Genomic DNA, 18,848 nt, shown 5'->3' with positions numbered 1-18,848 from the left:
TGCTAATCTATGAAAATTCTAATATTAGCTGAAACCATCGATATTGATACCAGCAGTGCCGGGAAAGCTAATTTTGCTATGATAACATCTTTAGTAGCAGAAAATGTAACACTTAAAGTCTATCATTATTCTCACAATGATGTGCAGATTCCCGGTGAAGAAACCATTTTAATACAAGAGAATAGAAAAGATTTTTATTACTGGCTAAGCAGGGGTCAACGGGTTTTACAGCGCATAAGTACCCTTAATTTTTCGAAAAAACTTGAGCGTATCTTTGGGTTCTCCTTTACTTTTAAGAATGATGTAAATAGTATAGTAGCTGCTTTGATTCGTGAAAGACCAGCAGCTTATGACCTCATCATAACTTTAAGCAAAGGATCTTCCTATCGGACTCACGCCGCTTTACTCAAGCTACCTCAATGGCACAGTAAGTGGCTGGCGTATATACACGACCCTTATCCATTTAATTGGTATCCTAAGCCCTATAATTGGAAGGAAGCCGGAAGTTTACAAAAAGAGTTTTTTTTTAAAGAAGTGGCGAATTCTGCAACGTGGTTGGGATATCCTTCTGAGCATTTAAGGGTATGGATGGGGCAATTTGATTTAAATTTTAATGAAAAAGGAGTATTACTTCCGCATCAAATTACGCATCGCATATTAAGAAAAACGCTTCCCGATTTTTTTAATTCTAATGACTTTAATGTTTTACATGCCGGTAATTTGCTAGAACAGCGTAATCCTTTTTACCTGATAAAAGCTTGGGGTTTGTTTTTGGAAGCCAGACCTAACGCTCGAAATTGCTCTCATCTTTTACTTATAGGTCCCGGTAATTTTCATGAGCCCAAGCTTTCTGAGTTATGTTCAATGGAAGAAACGATTTATAGGTATAGCGGTTTTATGGATTATGATGTGGTGCTCGAACTTGAAAGGCAAAGTAATGTGAACATTGTTTTAGAAGCTGAAGCAGATATCAGTCCCTTTTTACCTGCTAAATTTCCAAATCTTATAATGACTGATCGTCCGCTATTGCACTTGGGACCAAAAAAAAGCGAGGTGAGAAGGCTTTTAGGTTCTAACTATAGTTATGTTGCAGAACTTCATGATATTCAAACTATGGCAAACCAATTAATACTGCTTTTTGATAGGTGGATTTCAGGAGAACTTCATATCCAATCTTACAGTGCTGATTTAAAGTATTATTTATCGAGTGCTTATTTAAAGGAAACCTTGAATCATCTAATCACAAAGCATTGAAGGTTTCGATTTGTATTGTTTCCCATAATAGGAAACTAGAGCTTAAAAGAACTTTAAAAATATTACACAATTACACAAAAGAGACTGTTTGTGAAATACTGGTTTTTCTAGATGGCTGTTCTGATGATTCTGAGAATTTAGTAGGAGAATTCCCGGAATGTATTTGGGAAATACGGGATAATCAAATAGGAGCTTCTCCTGCCCGGAACTTGCTTTATCAAAAAGCTACCGGAGACTTGATTTTTGGGTTTGATGATGATGCGCATCCGCTTCAAAATGATTTTATAAATAAAGCACGGCTGATTTTTTCTAAGAATGTGAATCTGGCCGTAATAGCATTTGAAGAAATTAAAGGGGTTTTTGAAAATGATGCTCAAGCCTTAGAAAAGCACATTCCAGATGAAGAATTTTATTGCAGGGAGTTCGTAGGCTGTGGTTTTGTAATCCGAAAAGCAGCGTATAGGCAGACTGCTGGATTTCCAAATTGGATGAAAATTTATGGGGAAGAGTCCTGCATTTCTATCGAATTATTGGATCTGGGTTATACTATTTTATATACCTCTCAAATCTCTGTCAACCACCGGGTAAATAAGGAAGAGCGTAAGCATTTAAAGAAAACGGTTTACCGATTTGAAAACCAATTGTCTAATTCTGCTCTTTTCTATTTTGCGTATTATCCTAAAATTTTAATTCCTAAGCGGTTAATCGCTCTTTTTTTTCACAATTTTCGTAAATATGCGTTTGAGGATATAGCATTTCTTAAAGCTTTTTTTAGAGCGATGATTAATTTTTTAATCAGAATTCCAAAGGTAATTACTTATAGAAAAGTGGTGAAAAAAGAGACGCTGAAAAAATCAATAGAATTACCCCTACCAAAATATGGTTAAAAAATGAGAACCTACCTCATCATTATCCCAGCCCGCGCCAATTCCCAACGTCTTCCAGGAAAGAATATGAAGATGCTAGGCGATTTGCCTTTGATAGGGCATAGCATCAATTTTTCGCGTCAAGTAGGCTTTGAAGAAATAACAGTTACCACAAATGATTTTGAAGTAGCTACTTATGCTAAAAGTAAAGATGTAAACGTGATTCATAGGCCAGACGAACTTGCTGGCAACCAAGAACCTGTTATTTCTGCCATTCAGCACGTGTTAGAATCAGTTGTAGAGGAATATGATGCTGTGATATTACTACAACCTACAAATCCGTTGCGTCCGGTAACTCTTTTAAAAGAAGCAATTCAGATTTTTGAAGAAGAAAACTGTGATAGTCTTATGACCGTTTCCCGTAATGAGCATAAGCTGGGAACTATTATAAATAATCGGTTTACACCCTATAACTATAAAATGGGGCAGCGCAGTCAGGATTTAGAACCTTTATACTATGAGAACGGTTTGCTTTATATTTTTAAAACCGAATTGGTACAAGAAGGTAGACTTTTAGGAGATAATAATTATCCCTTAATTGTTAATCACCCTTTTGCTGAAATAGATATAGACACCGAGGCTGATTTTAAGAAGGCTGAGTTGTATTTAAATCACTTTAAATAATGCTATTGTTTGTCACTTCGATCTTGTCACTTCGAGTGAATTAAGTGTAGCGATAGCGAAACCTAATTTGTATCGAGAAGTCTGGTTAGTTAGGATATTTTTAGTTCACGACGCTTCTCGATACATTTGCTTTCGGCTTGTAGCCTCAATCAAACACTCAAAGTGACAAATAAATTCTAATTCTTGAAAGTCTATAGTGTTTATATTCTAAGGTGTCGGGATAAAACCTATTATACCGGCATTAGTTCTAATCTTTGGGAGCGGGTTGAAGAACATCAATCTGGAAAATATGAAAATTCCTATACCTATAACAGAAGGCCAATTGAATTGGTTTATTATTGTGAGTTTACAGAGCCAGATTTAGCAATTGAGTTTGAAAAGCGGATTAAGAATTGGTCTCGGGTAAAGAAAGAAGCTTTAATCAATGGAGAATATGAAAAACTACCTAATTTGGCTAAAAAGAATTTTCAATAATATTTGTCACTTCGAGTGAATTAAGTGTAGCGATAGCGAAACCTAATTTGTATCGAGAAGTCTGGTTAGTTAGGATGTTTTTAGTTCACGACGCTTCTCGATACATTTGCTTTCGGCTTAGGCCTCAATCAAACACTCGAAGTGACATTCTCGAAACATTTTTTAAGTTCAATAACAAATAGCAAATAACAAATAATTCCCCCTTGAACCCATATATCCAAATAGGACATCGAAAAATAGGTCTCGATTACCCGCCGCTGGTGATTGCAGAAATTGGTATTAATCACGAAGGTTCGCTTCAGGTGGCTAAGGAGATGGTTGATGCAGCCTGCCGGGCCGGCGCTGAGGTCGTCAAACATCAGACACACATTGTGGAAGATGAAATGAGTGGTGCTGCCAAAAAAGTAATACCTGGGAATGCAGACGTTTCCATTTACGAGATTATGCGCCGTTGTGCACTCGATGAAGCAGATGAGCTTGCCTTAAAAAACTATGTCGAAGCAAAAGGAATGCTTTACATTTCAACTCCGTTCTCACGAGCTGCGGCAAACCGGCTTCAGCAAATGGAAGTTCCTGCTTATAAAATAGGTTCGGGTGAATGTAATAATTATCCCTTACTCAAACATATAGCAGGTTTTGGCAAACCGGTCATCCTTAGTACAGGTATGAATACCCTTGAAAGTATTGCTAAAGCAGTTCAGATTTTTAAAGACGCCGGTACCCCTTTCGCTTTGCTGCATACCACCAATTTATATCCAACGCCCACCCATTTAGTCAGACTGGGCGCAATGACTCAAGTGCACGAGGCATTTCCTGATGTACCCTTTGGCTTATCAGATCATACGTTGAATAACAATGCCTGTTTGGGTGCAGTGGCTTTAGGTGCCTCCATCTTAGAACGTCATTTTACAGATCATATGCAGCGCACAGGTCCGGATATTGTTTGTAGTATGGATGAAAAAGCTTGCAGCGAACTTATAAAATCCAGTAATGAAATCTGGCAGATGCGCGGGGGCGAAAAAGCTCCGGCAAAGGAAGAACAGGTAACTATTGATTTTGCATTCGCAACCCTTTGTACCATCGCTCCAATTGAAAAGGGAGAAGTCTTTACGGAAAAGAACATATGGGTAAAACGGCCGGGAACCGGTGAGATTTTGGCCGAACATTTTGAAGATATTCTTGGAAAAAAAGCAACACGCGCAATTGCAGCGGATGAACAATTGAAATTAAGCGATATCCTGTGAAAAGAAAAATAGCCTTCTTAAGCGGCACCCGTGCAGACTTTGGTAAACTAAAATCCTTGATTCAGGCGGTTCAGAAAGCTGCTGAATTTGAATACAGTATTTTTGCCACAGGTATGCATTTGCTTGAAACCTATGGAAAAACGGTAATTGAGATTGAAAAAGCCGGATTTACAAATATCCACCGCTTTGAAAATCACACCTCAGAAACTACGATGGATCTTACTTTGGCTAAAACTATTGAAGGCTTTTCGGCTTATGTGAAGATGTTCAAACCAGATCTAATTGTTGTTCACGGCGATAGGGTGGAAGCTCTTGCAGGAGCTATAGTAGGCTCTCTTAATAATATTCTAGTAGGGCATATTGAAGGAGGCGAACTTTCGGGCACCGTAGATGAGTTGATTCGGCATTCGGTAAGTAAATTGAGTCATATTCACTTTGTATCTAATACAACTGCAGCAAAGCGACTTGTTCAAATGGGCGAGTTAGAGTCTTCTATTTTTACCATAGGGTCTGCAGATTTAGATGTGTTGTTCAGTTCTCAATTACCTTCTTTGAAAACGGTTAAGGCTTATTATGACATTTCGTTTGATGAATATGCGGTGGTGCTTTACCATCCGGTTACTACAGATTTTTCAAATACTAAATTGAATGCAACTCGATTTGTAGATGGCTTAATGCAAGATGATTCAAAATATATAGTAATTTTTCCAAATAACGATTTAGGCTCTTCAGAAATTCTGGAGGAATATGAAAAACTGAAGAACAACCCCAGATTCCGTATTTTTCCTTCTTTGCGATTTGAATACTTTATCACGCTTCTTAAAAACGCTAAGTTTCTTATTGGTAACAGCAGCGCAGGAATACACGAGGCACCGTATTTGGGAATCCCTACCGTTAATATTGGCAGACGTCAAGAAAATAGAGACTTGCATACAAATACGATCGTGCATGTTGCAAATACTGTTGCCGCTATTTTAAAAGGAATTGAATCTGCTAAAAAGATGCAGGCAAGCCCTAAAAAACGTAAATCATCACAAAATGCTGCCGCTCTTTTTCTACAAACTCTTTCTTCTCAAAACCTTTGGGAAATAGATCATCAGAAGCAATTTAGAGATCTTTAATTTTTTAAATGGTTTTAATACGAGACAACGCACTTCTATTCTCGTAAACTCCTCAAAAATGGCTATTTTCGTCTTGCTCAAATTAAAATAATGAGATCTGAAAAGAATTCCCTCGGCATCGTTATTACAGACGGTGTTGGTTTTCGCAATTTTGTACTCAGTACTTTTTTAGAAAAAGCAGCTAACGACTTCTCACGAATTGTGATTTTTTCAGGCCTACCTATTTCCGCATATCCACAGCTTGACCCTTCTATTTTTACCATCGTTGAATTACCTGTTTTTGTAGAAACGAAGCAGAATTGGTTTTGGCGCAAGCTTAAAGAAATTGCTCATTTGCAAAATCACAGGAAGAATCCCGGGATTGCAGATAATTACGAGATGAATAAGAGTAGGGGCTGGAGTCCTCACGCTATTCTTGTGAAAGCAGTTTATGGGATTAGTCGGTTTTTTCATTCTGAAAAGAACGTTCTTTTTTTTGAAAAGCTGCAGGAAAAAAGTTTTGCAAATGACCCTGTAGTAAAGCAGTATGGTGAGATTTTAAAAAATCACAAAACAGACTTATTATTCTTCACACATCAGCGGCCACCCTTTATCGCAACCTTAGTTTTTTGGGCGAAAAAATTAAATATACCTACCGCATCTTTTATATTCTCGTGGGATAATCTGGCTTCAAAAGGGAGAATGGCTGCCACTTTCGATCATTTTCTGGTTTGGAGTGATTTGATGAAAACGGAATTGCTTCGGTTTTACCCGCTTACAAATGCACAGTATATTTCGGTAGTCGGTACTCCGCAATTTGAGCCTTATGTTTTACCGGAATATGAGCTTTCTGAAGCGCAATTTTACAAAGAATTTAATCTCCTTCAGCAGAAAAAAATAATTTGCTACAGTTGTGCAGATGCTACTATTGGTCCTAACGACCCTCTGATTATTGCTACAATTGCTGAAGGTTTACAAAATGGGGAAATTAGTGATGCCCAATTATTAGTGCGTACTTCCCCGGCTGAAGATGAACGCCGTTTTGCTGAAACGAAAGCCCTTTATCCTGAAATAAAATGGAATCACCCCAAGTGGGAGCTTACCCGTGACGGTCATCCAGAACCCTGGTCACAGCGCATTCCAACTCCAAAAGATCTTACGGTTCTTAAAGCTGTTTTGCAGTACTCAGACCTGAATGTAAATATGTTATCTACAATGAGTCTCGATTTTATGCTTTTTGATAAGCCGGTAATTAATACAGCTTTTGGAAACCCGGAGAACGGATTGTATAATGATCAGCGCTTTTTAAACTATGAACATTACGATAATGTAGTTAAAAGCGGAGCCGTAAAAATCGCGACCAATAAAAAGGAACTTTATAGCGCCATAAATACCTACTTGCAAAATCCTGAACTCAATAAAAAGGAGCGAAAAGAGCTAATAACTATGCAAATAGGACAGCCTTTAAATGAAACCACACAAGCCTGTGTAAATGCTTTAAAAGCAATTGTATGAGTAAAAAAAAACTGGCAGTAGTTTGTAATTATATATTGCACGCAGACCGTATAGGAGGGATGGATCGTTTTTTTGTTGCTTTTGACACCGCTGCAAAAAAAATCAATTATGAGATTGACTGGTTTTTCCCGGATGTTGAAATTTTTGATTTCTATAGAGATTTAACTGTTTTTTCTGCGGAAGACAAACTTACAGTTGAAGCATTTTTCTTAGATCACCTCACAACTTCTAAGGCTAAATATGATGGCTTAATAACTCATTTTACCGAGTTGAGCACTTCTTTTTATAAGGATGCTAAAAAGCTGGGGTCTATAAAACAGATAATTGCAGTAGATCATAATCCCAGACCTTTAAATGGTTTTCCGCTTAAAAAGCAACTCAAAAACAAATTAAAAGCATTTTTATACAGTAAGGCAATCGACCGTTTTATAGGCGTTTCCAGTTATACAGCTAAGCATATCGTCAAAGATCTGGGCAAAACCGTTTCTCTAAAAACGGGAGTTATTTACAATGGGATTGATACTTCGGTATTTAAAAAAAGGGAAGGTAAGTCTGAAGCCAAAACAGCGTATAAATTTATAGTGGTTTCACATTTACGTGAATCTAAAGGGATTCAGGATTTAATTGATGCGTTGAGTTATTTGACAGATGCAATCAAGACGCATATTCACATAAGTATTTACGGGGAAGGACCCTTAGAAGAAGGTTTAAAACAGCAGGCTCAGGATCTTGGGGTTTCTGAACTATTGGAATTTAAAGGCAGTTCGTCTGAAATTCCTCAAATACTTGCCAACTACGATTACCTGATACAACCTACGTATATGGAGTGTTTCAGTCTTTCTATTTTAGAAAGTCTTTCAGCAAATGTGCCTGTTATAACGACAACGGTAGGAGGTAATCCTGAAATTATAACAGACGGAATTAATGGCTTTCTTTTTCAGCCTAAAGACAAAACAAAACTTTCTTCAATTCTCACCGATATAGTAACTGGCAATTTAAAGATCACAAAAGACACTTCCGTTTTGATAGAAAAAGAATATTCCTTAGATCGAATGGTTGCAGAACACCTCAATCTCTTAAACTAATGCACATCGCTTTTTTAACTCCTGAATATCCGCATCCTGAACTCAAAGGTTCAGCAGGTTTGGGAACGAGTATCAAAAATTTGGCTGCGGGTCTGATCGCTAAAAAAATACAGGTTACCGTCTTTGTATATGATCAGCAAAAGGATGTTGTTTTTAATCACCACGGAATAACAATACACAGCATCGCAAAGCGCAGGTTTAAACTGGGTGGCTGGTATTTGTACCGTAATTTTTTACAGCGTTATGTAAATAAATACATCAAACAGAATAACATAAATATATTAGAAGCTCCAGACTGGACTGGGATTACCGCATTTATGTCATTTAAATGTCCGCTTATCATACGCCTGCACGGAAGCGATGGCTATTTCTGTAACCTGGAAAATAGACCTCAAAAGACTAAGAATCGCTTATTTGAAAAATCGGCGTTAAGGCGAGCAGATTACATTCTTTCAGTAAGTCAATTTTGTGCAGATTTGACGTTTAAAATTTTTAATTTAAAACGGGATATCAAAGTGATTCCTAATGGTGTAGATACTGTTGCTTTTAAACCAGAGAAGGAGACTGAGGTTGATTTTCAACTTTTATATTTTGGCAGTATCATTCGTAAAAAAGGAGTTTTAGAATTGGCTAAAATTATGAATCTTGTTTTTAAAAATGAGCCAAAGACACGTCTCGTTTTGGCAGGCGCAGATGTTAAAGATATTTTTACGCAACGATCTACACAAGAACTTTTTTTAGAAGAGGTTGAACCTCAGTTTCATAAGTATATCTTTTTTAAAGGTGGTTTACCTTATAATGAGATAAAATCAGAGATTGCAAAAGCTTCGGTAGTGGTTTTGCCTAGTTTTGCAGAGGCTTTACCTATGACCTGGCTAGAAGCGATGGCGATGCAGAAAGCATTGGTGACTTCAAATATTGGCTGGGCAAAGGAGGTAATGATTGATGAGCAGACCGGTTTTACAGTAGATCCCAGAAATCATTTAAAATTTTCAGATCGTATTCTGGAGCTTTTACATAATTCTGCTTTGCGGGAGAAAATGGGAGCTGCTGCGCGCAAGCGTGTTGATTCTAAATTTGCTTTAGAACACGTAGTAGATCAAAATATATTATTTTACAAAAAAGTAATAGCAGATTGATTGTTTTAATACATAACGGGCAAAAAGCAATATCGGTTACAGACCGTAACACGTGGAAAACCATTGCTGTAAATGCTCATATACTTTCTGAAATACTTATAGAATTAGCGCAAAAATTTAGTGGTCGTAAACTTATATGGGTACATCAGGAAGTGAGTGAGCTAGTAGATTTTAATTTTATTCGCTCGCAGAAAAATGCTCATACTCTATTAAGTTTTGCGGTTGCACACCCTTATATTTTGAATGAAGAATTGGGGTTTGTAGATCAATCGGTTTTTTTAATTGTTAATCAAGCTGTTTGTTATCCTACGTATTTAATGAGTGCTGATGTGGGGTGTATCACATCAAATACGTTACTACATTTTGCATCACATATCCCTGCATATTCAGATTTCAATTTATTTCTAGCGGTCTTAGCAAAGTTAGGAATGCCCAAAGGCCTTTTGTGTTATAGTGAACCACGATTAATACAATCTAGAATTACTAATTTTAAATTGCGTTTTTCTAAAAATCAGAAATTCACCTATGCTTTTATTGCTGCCACTAAGAGTAAAGCCTGGCTACTACTCTTTGAATTTCAGCGTCTTATTTATACAAAATCTATAAGTCCGTTTTATTTTTTAAAGGCTTTAGGTCAAAAACAAATTGATTCCTCCTCCATTCATTATTTATCTAAAACTGAATGGAGCACATTTAAGAATACCATAAGACTATCTATTGATGTTGTGATACCTACAATAGGTAGAAAAGCGGTATTGTACCAAACTTTACGAGACTTAGCTGCGCAGAGCGTCACTCCCAAAACAGTGTTGCTCGTAGAGCAAAATCCGGATTTAGGGACTTTTTCAGAGTTAGATTATTTGCAGACTGAAAATTGGCCGTTTAAAATTAAACATACATTTACACATAAAACAGGTGCGTGTAATGCACGTAATTTGGCATTAGATCAGATTACTTCAGAATGGGTTTTTCTGGCTGATGATGATTTAAGAATTCCTTCAGATTTTCTGGAGACCGCATTACAATTTATTGAGCAAACTAAACCAGAAGCCTTTACGGTAAGTTGTTTGCAAAAAGACGAACAAGAACACGTTAAATCTGTTATTCAGTGGGAAGCTTTTGGATCGGGGTGTAGTTTTGTAAAAGCTTCTGTAATAAAAGATATACGTTTTGATACGGCTTTTGAATATGGTTTTGGTGAAGATGCAGATTTTGGGATGCAATTACGCAACTCCGGAGTTGATGTATTGTACAATTCGTTTTTAAAATTAATACATCTTAAGGCGCCAACAGGAGGTTTTAGAACGCAACTAAAAAAGCCCTGGGAGTATGAGGAGATTCAGCCAAAGCCTGTCCCTACAGTACTTGCTTTCTATTTAAAGCATAAAAGTAAATCTCAAATATTAGGATACAAAACCTTATTGTTTCTAAAGTTTTATAAGAATCAATCGGTAAGAAATCCATTTTCTTATCTTCGGCAAATGCAAAAACGCTGGAGCCTGAGTAAATCCTGGGCAGAAAAACTGCTGTCAGAAAAACAATGAATTTTTCACTAATCATTTGTACGTATCAAAGACCAGATGCCATTACGAATCTTTTAAATTCAGTAATAAATCAATCGGTTTATCCTAATCAAATTATTGTTGTAGACGGTTCTGAAGGTTTAGAAACGCAACATCTTTCTTTAGAAAAAACATTTAAAAGTTTAGAGTATTTTAAAGTAGAAGATGACGTTCGTGGTCTTACGAAACAACGTAATTATGGTATTTCGCGGTTAAATGAAGAAGCTGAGGTAGTTTGTTTTCTGGATGATGATGTGGTTTTAGAACCCGGTTACTTTGAAGCGGTTATAAAAACATTTCGAGATTGTAGCGATGTTGTAGGAATAGGCGGTGTTGCCACAAATGAAAATCTTTGGAAACCTTCAAAAAGAACAAAATCAACAGATAAAATATATGTTCTAGACGGCTATGAACGTAAAGAATCTCAGCGTTTTTACCTTCGGAATAAACTAGGTTTACAATCTCCAGACTTACCTGGGATTATGCCTTCTTTTTCTCACGGGCGCACCTATGGTTACCCACTTACAGGTAAAGTTTATGAAGTTGATTTACTTATAGGAATGGCGATGAGTTTCCGCAGAAATGTTATAGATTCAGAAAAATTCAGCTTGTATTTTGATGGTTATGGTCTTTATGAAGATGCAGATTACAGTTTACGGGCGTTAAAATATGGTAAAAATGTACTGTGTACTTCGGCTCAATTAGCCCATCATCACGATCCTGCCGGTAGGCCGCAACCCTATAAATACGGTAAAATGGTTTTGCGTAACGGCTGGTATGTATGGCGTGTAAAATATTCCAATCCTGATCTCAAATCACGATTAAAATGGAATGCTACGGCACTTCTACTAACGCTCATTCGCTTTAGTAATGTATTTACAACTTCTACAAGAAAAGATGCTTTTTTAGAAGCTTCAGGTAGAGTTGCCGGTTGGTTTAGTTTATTTTTCAAGAAACCGCGTAGTTAATGAGATATATTCTGTAGTTATGGAGATAATTTTGAGATTTTGGACAGCCCATCATAACATGCTTTTATATTCAGCTTTTTATTATTGTAGCAAGTATAAAATTAATTTGATTATTAATTATTCAGATAAAGTGCCATATAATTGTCTTATAATCAATATTAAAAGCTATTCCTATTTTTTTGATTATGCAGACTCTTCAAAATTGCAAGATACCGTTGATAACTATTGCATTTATTTTAAGCGTTCTCTTAGTATCAGCTGTAACTATACTTCTAAAGTTAAATCATTGCCATTTCAAGTTAATTATTCCTACAAGGCACTATCATTTCTTTTCAACATGAAATTTAGAAATCTTATAGATAAAAGAAATAGAATCGAATTGATAAGATCATTAGATTATTTTGAGATAATTACAAATACAAGTCATAAATCAATGGATATTTCTAAACTACCATCGAATACTAGTGATCAAGGTGGAAGAATTATTTTTTGCACTCGTCTTTGGAATCCTGATAATAGTAATTGTGAAAGAGAAAAAGAACGTAGACGAATTCAAAATAAATTTAGAATTTCGACTTGTAAAATTTTGAAAAGTCATTTTTCTAATGTTATAACAGGGATTTATCCAGACACGTTTTCAGAAAAACAATGTCCAGAATTATTATTGACAAAAAAAGAAATTGCTAAAAAAGTATATTTTCAAAGACTTAAAAATTCAAATATAGGAATAGCTGATGATGGATTACTCAATACTCCAGGTTGGAAAATTGGTGAATACAGCTTGTTTGGCCTAGCCATAATTTCAACACCAATTACTGTAGTAACAAATGATTTTTTGACAAATGAAAATTACTATTCCTTGTCTAGTAGAACTGCTTTTGATGAAGTTCCTGATATGATACGTTTGTTACAAACAAACAAGGCATATCTAGATATGGGAATGATTAATCTCGAGTGGTCAAGAAAAAAATTACATCCTCAAAATTATTTAAGTAACTTGATTCCAAACGAAGCGCTCTATTAATGAGATTCGCAGTAATTACACAAATTAAACATTATAAGGTAGGCGGAAAATATTATTCATACACACCTTATATAAAGGAAATGAATCTGTGGTTTAATCACGTAGATGCGGTTTGTATAGTTGCTCCATTAAATTCTGCAAAACCCGGAGAAATAGATACTGCTTACGAAAGAGACGAAATTGAATTCAAAGAAGTGCCGGCGATTAATCTCACTTCATTTTATCAGTTTATACACGCATTTATAAAACTTCCCGGAATTTTAATAGCGATTTATAAGGCGATGGTTCAAGCTGACCATATTCATTTGCGGTGCCCGGGCAATATGGGATTATTAGGAGCCTTTGTTCAGATTTTATTTCCGCGGAAGCGTAAAACAGCAAAATATGCAGGCAATTGGGATCCTAAAGCCAAACAGCCTTGGAGTTACAGGCTTCAGAAATGGATACTCAGCAGTACGTTAATAACAAAAAACATGCAGGTTTTGGTATATGGCGAATGGCCCAATCAAACTAAAAATATAAAACCATTTTTTACTGCAAGTTATACTGAAGCTGATACAGGCGCTATTCCGCTAAGAAAGTATGACCTGCCGCTGCGCTTTCTCTTTGTGGGAAGTCTAGTTGCCGGTAAACGACCTCAATATGCAATAGATCTTGTAGAAGAACTTATTTTAAAAGGCTTTCCCAGTGAGTTACATTTTTATGGAGATGGTATTCTTAAAGAACAGCTACGAGAGAATTTGAATAATACGAATCTAAAGGGAGCTTTATATTTTCACGGGAATCAAAAACCGGAACGTGTACAGGAAGCTTATCTAAAAAGTCATTTTTTAATTTTGCCTTCTAAGAGTGAAGGTTGGCCAAAAGTTGTTGCTGAGGCGATGTGGTGGGGTACGATACCGCTGGTAACACCTGTTTCTTGTGTGCCATTTATGTTAGGTAAAACAGAACGAGGAATTCTTTTAAAAGCCGATTTAGAGGCAGATATAGCTAAACTAATTCCTGTTTTAAAAAATAAAGAGCAGTTGAAATTTATGGCTAATAAGGCCTCAAACTGGTCTAGAGTATATACTTTAGACCGTTTTAATGCCGAAATTAAAAAGCTTCTGTAACGATGCGTATTCTCCAATTAATAGATAGTCTTGAAGTAGGAGGCGCTGAGCGTATGGCAGTAAATTATGCTAATGCATTATTTAGTAAGATTGAAGTTTCTGCATTGTGTGCTACACGTGCAGAGGGAGATTTAAAAAATCTTATCAAGACGGGGATCCCTTATTTGTTTTTAAATAAAAAACGCACACTAGATTTCGCTGCATTTTTACGTTTACGAAGGTTTATAAGGACTCATAATATACAGCTTATACAAGCGCACGGAAGTTCGTACTTTACAGCTGTTTTAGTGAAGATGATAACACCGGGTCTTAAGGTTATATGGCATGACCATTATGGTAATAGTGAATTTTTAAAGGAAAGAGACACCCGATTTTTAAAGCCATTAAGTCGGTTTTTTGATGGGGTGATTGCCGTGAATGATATCCTAAGTCGCTGGTCTAAAGAATATTTAAATATAGAGAAGAGCGTTTTTATAAAAAATTTTATTGCAGATGCGTTGCCTTTAGATGTCAGCTTTCATCCTAAGGGAACAAACGGGAAACGATTAGTTTGTGTGGCAAATTTAAGGTCTCAAAAAAATCATCAATTACTTTTAAAAAGCTTTAAAGAATTACTGAAAATAGATGATCAATATACCCTACATCTCTTTGGAAGTAAAATAGATACTACCTATTCAGATTTAATCTTAAGGAGTATTGGAACTACTGGTTTTAAGGATTCGGTTTTTTATTATGGGGCACATCTTAAAATATCTTCAGTTTTACCTTATTTTGATATTGGTCTATTAACTTCAAATTCTGAAGGCTTACCCTTATCGTTATTAGAATATGGGCAAGCAGGCCTTGCGGTGGTTACAACAAATGTAGGAGATTGTGCGCGAGTACTTGATGGTGCTGGGATATGTGTACCTCCTAATGATTCTGAAAGTTTAGTAAATGCAGTTTTAAACTATAAATCAACACCTCAATTAAAAATTGATTACGGAATGTTATTACAGAAAAAGATTGAGCGTTTTTACAGCTCAAATTCTGTGTTAGCAGAAGTTATAGGCATATATGAGCAAGTTCTCAACTAATTACAATAAAATATACATTCAGCTAATCGCGCTACACGTTGCGATTGGCTTTGCCATATATCTATTTCGATTTTTAGGGATTATTTACTTTTTAGGATCTATTGTACTTTTTGTAATATGGATTTTTCAGACCGGTAATAAGCAAAATCAGGTGTTAGTTGCAGCTTCCTATATGACTGCGGGAGAAGTATTTTTCAGGATGACAGGAGGGAGTATCATACCCTGGGAAGCTGGTAAATATTCAGTTATTTGTTTTATTCTTATTGGGCTCTTTTTTAGTGGAACTTCTAGAAAATCTGCAGTTTACTGGCTCTATTTATTGCTTTTAATACCCGGAGTTATTTACGCAGCTTCTACTTTAAATTTTGATACTAACGTTAGAAATGCGATTATGTTTAACCTAAGTGGTCCTTTTTGTCTAGGTGTCGCAGCGCTCTATTGTTATGATCGTAGAGTAAGTAGAGAACAGTTACATAAGGTGGTTTGGGCTCTTTTAATGCCCGTAATCTCTTTAGGATCTTATCTTTATTTTTACACACCAGATACACGAGAAGTTTTAAACGGTACTGGCTCTAATTTTGCACTTTCGGGGGGGTATGGTCCTAATCAAGTAGCTACTGCATTAGGCATTGGAATGTTTGCGCTTACCGTTCAATTATTTGTGAACGGGAAAAACAAATTGATCTTTTTTATAAACCTCGCCATCCTAATGTTTTTAACCTATCGAGGAATTATCACATTTTCACGAGGAGGTATTTTTACAGCAGCAATAATAAGCGTCGTTTTTATCTTTTTTTATTTTCAGGGTGTAACTAAAAAGAAAAAAAATGCACTGTCTTTTTATATGCTAGTGTTGGGTATTGCTATAGCTACAACATGGTTTATATCTTCTGTACGTACGATGGGGCTTATTGATTTACGTTATGCAAATAAAGATGCTGCAGGTCGTATAAAAGAAGATATTTCAACAGGCCGTGAAGAATTAATCACATCAGAACTTACTTTTTTTGTGAATAATCCTATAATGGGTATAGGGGTAGGTAAAACCAGAGAGTATCGCGAAGAAAAACTAGATATTCTAGCAGCCTCGCATAATGAACTTAGTAGACTACTTTCAGAACACGGTATTTTTGGATTATTTGCTTTAATAATTCTAATTGTTGCCCCTTTGTTTTACAGATTAGGAAATAGAAAAAACTATTTATTCTATTCGTTTTTTGGGTTTTGGTTTCTCACAATTAATCATTCTTCTATGCGAATAGCTGCGCCTGCTTTTCTTTATGCCCTTGCGTTACTTAATGTTGTTGATGAAAAGAAAAATACTATACATAGGAAACAAATTAGCGACTAAAGCTGCGACTCCTACCGGTATAGATACCTTAGGGCCTAATCTGGTAAAAGAAGGTTATTTGGTGCGGTATGCAGGTACAAAAGCGTCTAAACTATTCCGCTTTTTTGAGATGCTTTATGCTATTGTTAAAAATAAATCCTGGGTAGATTATGTGCTCATAGATACTTACAGTACACAAAATTTTTGGTTTGCATATTATTCAGGCATGTTATGTTCCTTTCTAAGCATACCATACATTCCTATTTTACACGGAGGTAATTTACCCGGGCGGTTAAAATCAAATCCAGAATCTTGCAAGCGATTATTGAATAAATCATTTTTAAATGTGAGTCCGTCATTGTATTTGAAAGAAGTGTTTGAGAAAGAAGGTTATACAGTACAACACATCCCTAATGCTATAGCAATTGAGAGGTACACATTTAAAATGCGCGAACATATACGTCCAAAACTTTTATGGGTTCGCTCTTTTGCTTCGATTTACAATCCATTATTAGCAGTTAAGCTAGTTGAAGAGCTTCAGGCAGAGTTTCCTAATGTTGAACTTTGTATGGTAGGGCCAGAAAAAGATGGGAGTTTGCGAATTTGCAAAGACTACGCAGAAAAGAACAATCTTCCTGTTAGGTTTACGGGCAAATTATCAAAATCAAGTTGGATTGAATTGTCTCAAGGCTATGATATTTTTATAAATACTACTCATTTTGATAATTTTCCGGTTAGTATCCTAGAAGCCATGGCTTTAGGTTTGCCTGTAATAAGTACAGCTGTAGGAGGAATTCCTTATTTAGTTACAGATCACGTTACAGGTTTACTTGTTGAAGAAAATACGGTAACAAAATTTTCAGAACAAATAAAGGACTTAATTTTTAAAGACCTGTTAGCTCAAGAAATTACTGCTAATGCCCGTCTAATGGTCGAAAACTGTGACTGGAAAAATGTTAAGAATCTCTGGCATAAAATCCTATTTTAAATGCGCTATATTTGAGTAAATTAAATGCCTCCTAAAATGCCTTGGATCCCTAAAATCCATTTTGAAATATCAGAGCGTAAAATACTTCTGCGAATTTTTGACCTATTTTTTATTTTTCTGATGTTAGCACTCCTTGGCGGAGTATTTCAGTTTGATTATTTTAAAATCAATTCAGAACGATGGGAGTGGGCTTTAGTACTTGCGATCTATTACTCCATTTTTGCGGTTATATTTGAAATGTACGATTTGCAAAAAGCTGCATCGTTTCAGTCTACACTTCAAAATGTAGTACTTACCGTATCGGTAACCGTTCTGTTCTTTATACTTACACCATTTTTTACTCCGGTTTTACCAGAAAACAGACTCCAGATTGTTTACTTCTATTTTGCCATAGTCATAGGGCTCTTAATTTGGAGGTATGCCTACATCAGTTTTGTGTCAGCTCCGCGTTTTAATAAACGTATTCTTATCGTGGGTAATAGTTTTGACATAAATCTTATCGCAGATAATCTTCATGTCGCAGATCCTAATTATCGGGTTATAGGATATGTAAATACAGATGCGATTAAGCAGGAAGCTCTTGACAGGAGATTAAAGGTTATTGAAGTTAATGATTTGCTGAAATCTATTGTAAGGTATTCAGTTTCAGAAATAGTTGTTGCGAGTCCGTCTAAAGGTGTAGGTATAGATCTTTATAATCAATTAATGATTTTGTTAGGTCAGGGTTTTCCCATACGAGAATATACACAGGTATATGAGGAGATTACACACCGGGTTCCGGTACAACACGTTGAACGTGATTTTTATAAATACTTCCCATTTAGCCGAAGTAATAAGAACAGATTTTACTTAGCTATAAGCCGATTTTTTAATGTCATTTTTGCAGCGGTTGTGCTTATTGCCTCATTAGTTCTTTTGCCATTAGTATTACTTGGAAACTTTATAGGTAATAGAGGAGCACTTCTATATACTCAAAAACGTGTAGGATTAAATGGAAAACTATTTACCATTATTAAATTGCGTACTATGGTTAAAAATGCCGAGTCTAACGGAGCCCAATGGGCGCAGAAAGAAGACTCGCGCATTACACCTTTTGGTAAGATATTGAGAAATTTACGTATTGATGAAATACCGCAATGTATAAATATTTTGAGGGGCGATATGAGCCTTATAGGCCCAAGACCAGAACGCCCGGTTTTTGTAAAAGAGCTTTCAGAGAAAATTGCTTTCTATGATATCAGGCACGTTGTAAAACCCGGTTTAACAGGATGGGCACAAGTTTGCGGGCGCTATGTAAATTCAGTAGATGATTCTTTAGAAAAGCTACAATATGATTTGTTTTACATTAAGCATCGCAATTTGTTTTTAGACTTAAATATTCTTCTTAAAACAATAAGTACTGTAGTTTATTACAGAGGGCAATAATG

17 protein-coding genes are annotated in these 18,848 nt (G+C 35.9%); all 17 read left to right on the top strand.

The annotated features are described in order from the left end of the window. Positions 1-9: 9 nt before the first annotated feature. Positions 10-1,254, top strand: coding sequence for a hypothetical protein (locus tag ACEN25_RS11690; protein ID WP_441803076.1), 1,245 nt, complete (start codon positions 10-12; stop codon positions 1,252-1,254). Continuing rightward, positions 1,251-2,141, top strand: coding sequence for a glycosyltransferase family 2 protein (locus tag ACEN25_RS11685; protein ID WP_441803075.1), 891 nt, complete (start codon positions 1,251-1,253; stop codon positions 2,139-2,141). The genes ACEN25_RS11690 and ACEN25_RS11685 overlap by 4 nt, the downstream gene beginning before the upstream one ends. Positions 2,142-2,144: 3 nt before the next feature. Continuing rightward, on the top strand, positions 2,145-2,804 hold the full coding sequence (locus tag ACEN25_RS11680) for an acylneuraminate cytidylyltransferase family protein (protein ID WP_441803074.1): 660 nt from the start codon (positions 2,145-2,147) through the stop codon (positions 2,802-2,804). Positions 2,805-2,987: 183 nt separating this feature from the next. After that, complete coding sequence (locus ACEN25_RS11675) at positions 2,988-3,278, top strand: GIY-YIG nuclease family protein (protein WP_441803073.1); 291 nt, start codon at positions 2,988-2,990, stop codon at positions 3,276-3,278. Between the two features lie 203 nt (positions 3,279-3,481). Beyond that, positions 3,482-4,522, top strand: a complete 1,041-nt coding sequence (gene neuB / locus ACEN25_RS11670; protein WP_441803072.1) for an N-acetylneuraminate synthase — start codon at positions 3,482-3,484, stop codon at positions 4,520-4,522. Further along, a complete protein-coding gene (gene neuC / locus ACEN25_RS11665) occupies positions 4,519-5,643 on the top strand; it encodes a UDP-N-acetylglucosamine 2-epimerase (protein WP_441803071.1) in 1,125 nt (374 codons plus the stop codon). Before neuB ends, neuC begins: the two co-directional genes overlap by 4 nt. Positions 5,644-5,733: 90 nt before the next feature. Then, positions 5,734-7,137 carry a hypothetical protein gene (locus tag ACEN25_RS11660; RefSeq protein WP_441803070.1) on the top strand — a complete coding sequence of 468 codons (1,404 nt, stop codon included), beginning with the start codon at positions 5,734-5,736 and terminating at the stop codon, positions 7,135-7,137. Further along, positions 7,134-8,222, top strand: a complete 1,089-nt coding sequence (locus ACEN25_RS11655; protein WP_441803069.1) for a glycosyltransferase family 4 protein — start codon at positions 7,134-7,136, stop codon at positions 8,220-8,222. The genes ACEN25_RS11660 and ACEN25_RS11655 overlap by 4 nt, the downstream gene beginning before the upstream one ends. Beyond that, positions 8,222-9,361, top strand: coding sequence for a glycosyltransferase family 4 protein (locus ACEN25_RS11650; RefSeq protein ID WP_441803068.1), 1,140 nt, complete (start codon positions 8,222-8,224; stop codon positions 9,359-9,361). The genes ACEN25_RS11655 and ACEN25_RS11650 overlap by 1 nt, the downstream gene beginning before the upstream one ends. Continuing rightward, a complete protein-coding gene (locus ACEN25_RS11645) occupies positions 9,358-10,905 on the top strand; it encodes a glycosyltransferase family 2 protein (RefSeq protein ID WP_441803067.1) in 1,548 nt (515 codons plus the stop codon). The genes ACEN25_RS11650 and ACEN25_RS11645 overlap by 4 nt, the downstream gene beginning before the upstream one ends. Then, on the top strand, positions 10,902-11,891 hold the full coding sequence (locus ACEN25_RS11640) for a glycosyltransferase family 2 protein (RefSeq protein WP_441803066.1): 990 nt from the start codon (positions 10,902-10,904) through the stop codon (positions 11,889-11,891). The genes ACEN25_RS11645 and ACEN25_RS11640 overlap by 4 nt, the downstream gene beginning before the upstream one ends. A 433-nt stretch (positions 11,892-12,324) precedes the next feature. Beyond that, complete coding sequence (locus ACEN25_RS11635; RefSeq protein ID WP_441803065.1) at positions 12,325-12,915, top strand: hypothetical protein; 591 nt, start codon at positions 12,325-12,327, stop codon at positions 12,913-12,915. After that, complete coding sequence (locus ACEN25_RS11630; protein WP_441803064.1) at positions 12,915-14,027, top strand: glycosyltransferase family 4 protein; 1,113 nt, start codon at positions 12,915-12,917, stop codon at positions 14,025-14,027. Before ACEN25_RS11635 ends, ACEN25_RS11630 begins: the two co-directional genes overlap by 1 nt. Positions 14,028-14,029: 2 nt before the next feature. After that, positions 14,030-15,103, top strand: coding sequence for a glycosyltransferase (locus ACEN25_RS11625; protein ID WP_441803063.1), 1,074 nt, complete (start codon positions 14,030-14,032; stop codon positions 15,101-15,103). Next, complete coding sequence (locus ACEN25_RS11620; protein WP_441803062.1) at positions 15,084-16,454, top strand: O-antigen ligase family protein; 1,371 nt, start codon at positions 15,084-15,086, stop codon at positions 16,452-16,454. The genes ACEN25_RS11625 and ACEN25_RS11620 overlap by 20 nt, the downstream gene beginning before the upstream one ends. Continuing rightward, positions 16,411-17,421, top strand: a complete 1,011-nt coding sequence (locus ACEN25_RS11615; RefSeq protein ID WP_441803061.1) for a glycosyltransferase family 4 protein — start codon at positions 16,411-16,413, stop codon at positions 17,419-17,421. The genes ACEN25_RS11620 and ACEN25_RS11615 overlap by 44 nt, the downstream gene beginning before the upstream one ends. Before the next feature lie 24 nt (positions 17,422-17,445). Then, entirely contained in the window at positions 17,446-18,846 is a 1,401-nt protein-coding gene (locus ACEN25_RS11610; RefSeq protein WP_441803060.1) for an exopolysaccharide biosynthesis polyprenyl glycosylphosphotransferase, read from the top strand. The last annotated feature ends 2 nt before the right edge of the window (positions 18,847-18,848 follow it).

The sequence above is a fragment of the Leeuwenhoekiella sp. W20_SRS_FM14 genome, assembly GCF_052119605.1.
GTDB lineage: Bacteria > Bacteroidota > Bacteroidia > Flavobacteriales > Flavobacteriaceae > Leeuwenhoekiella.
Note: the sequence above shows the minus strand (reverse complement) of the source record. Positions and strands in the feature narration are given on the sequence as shown.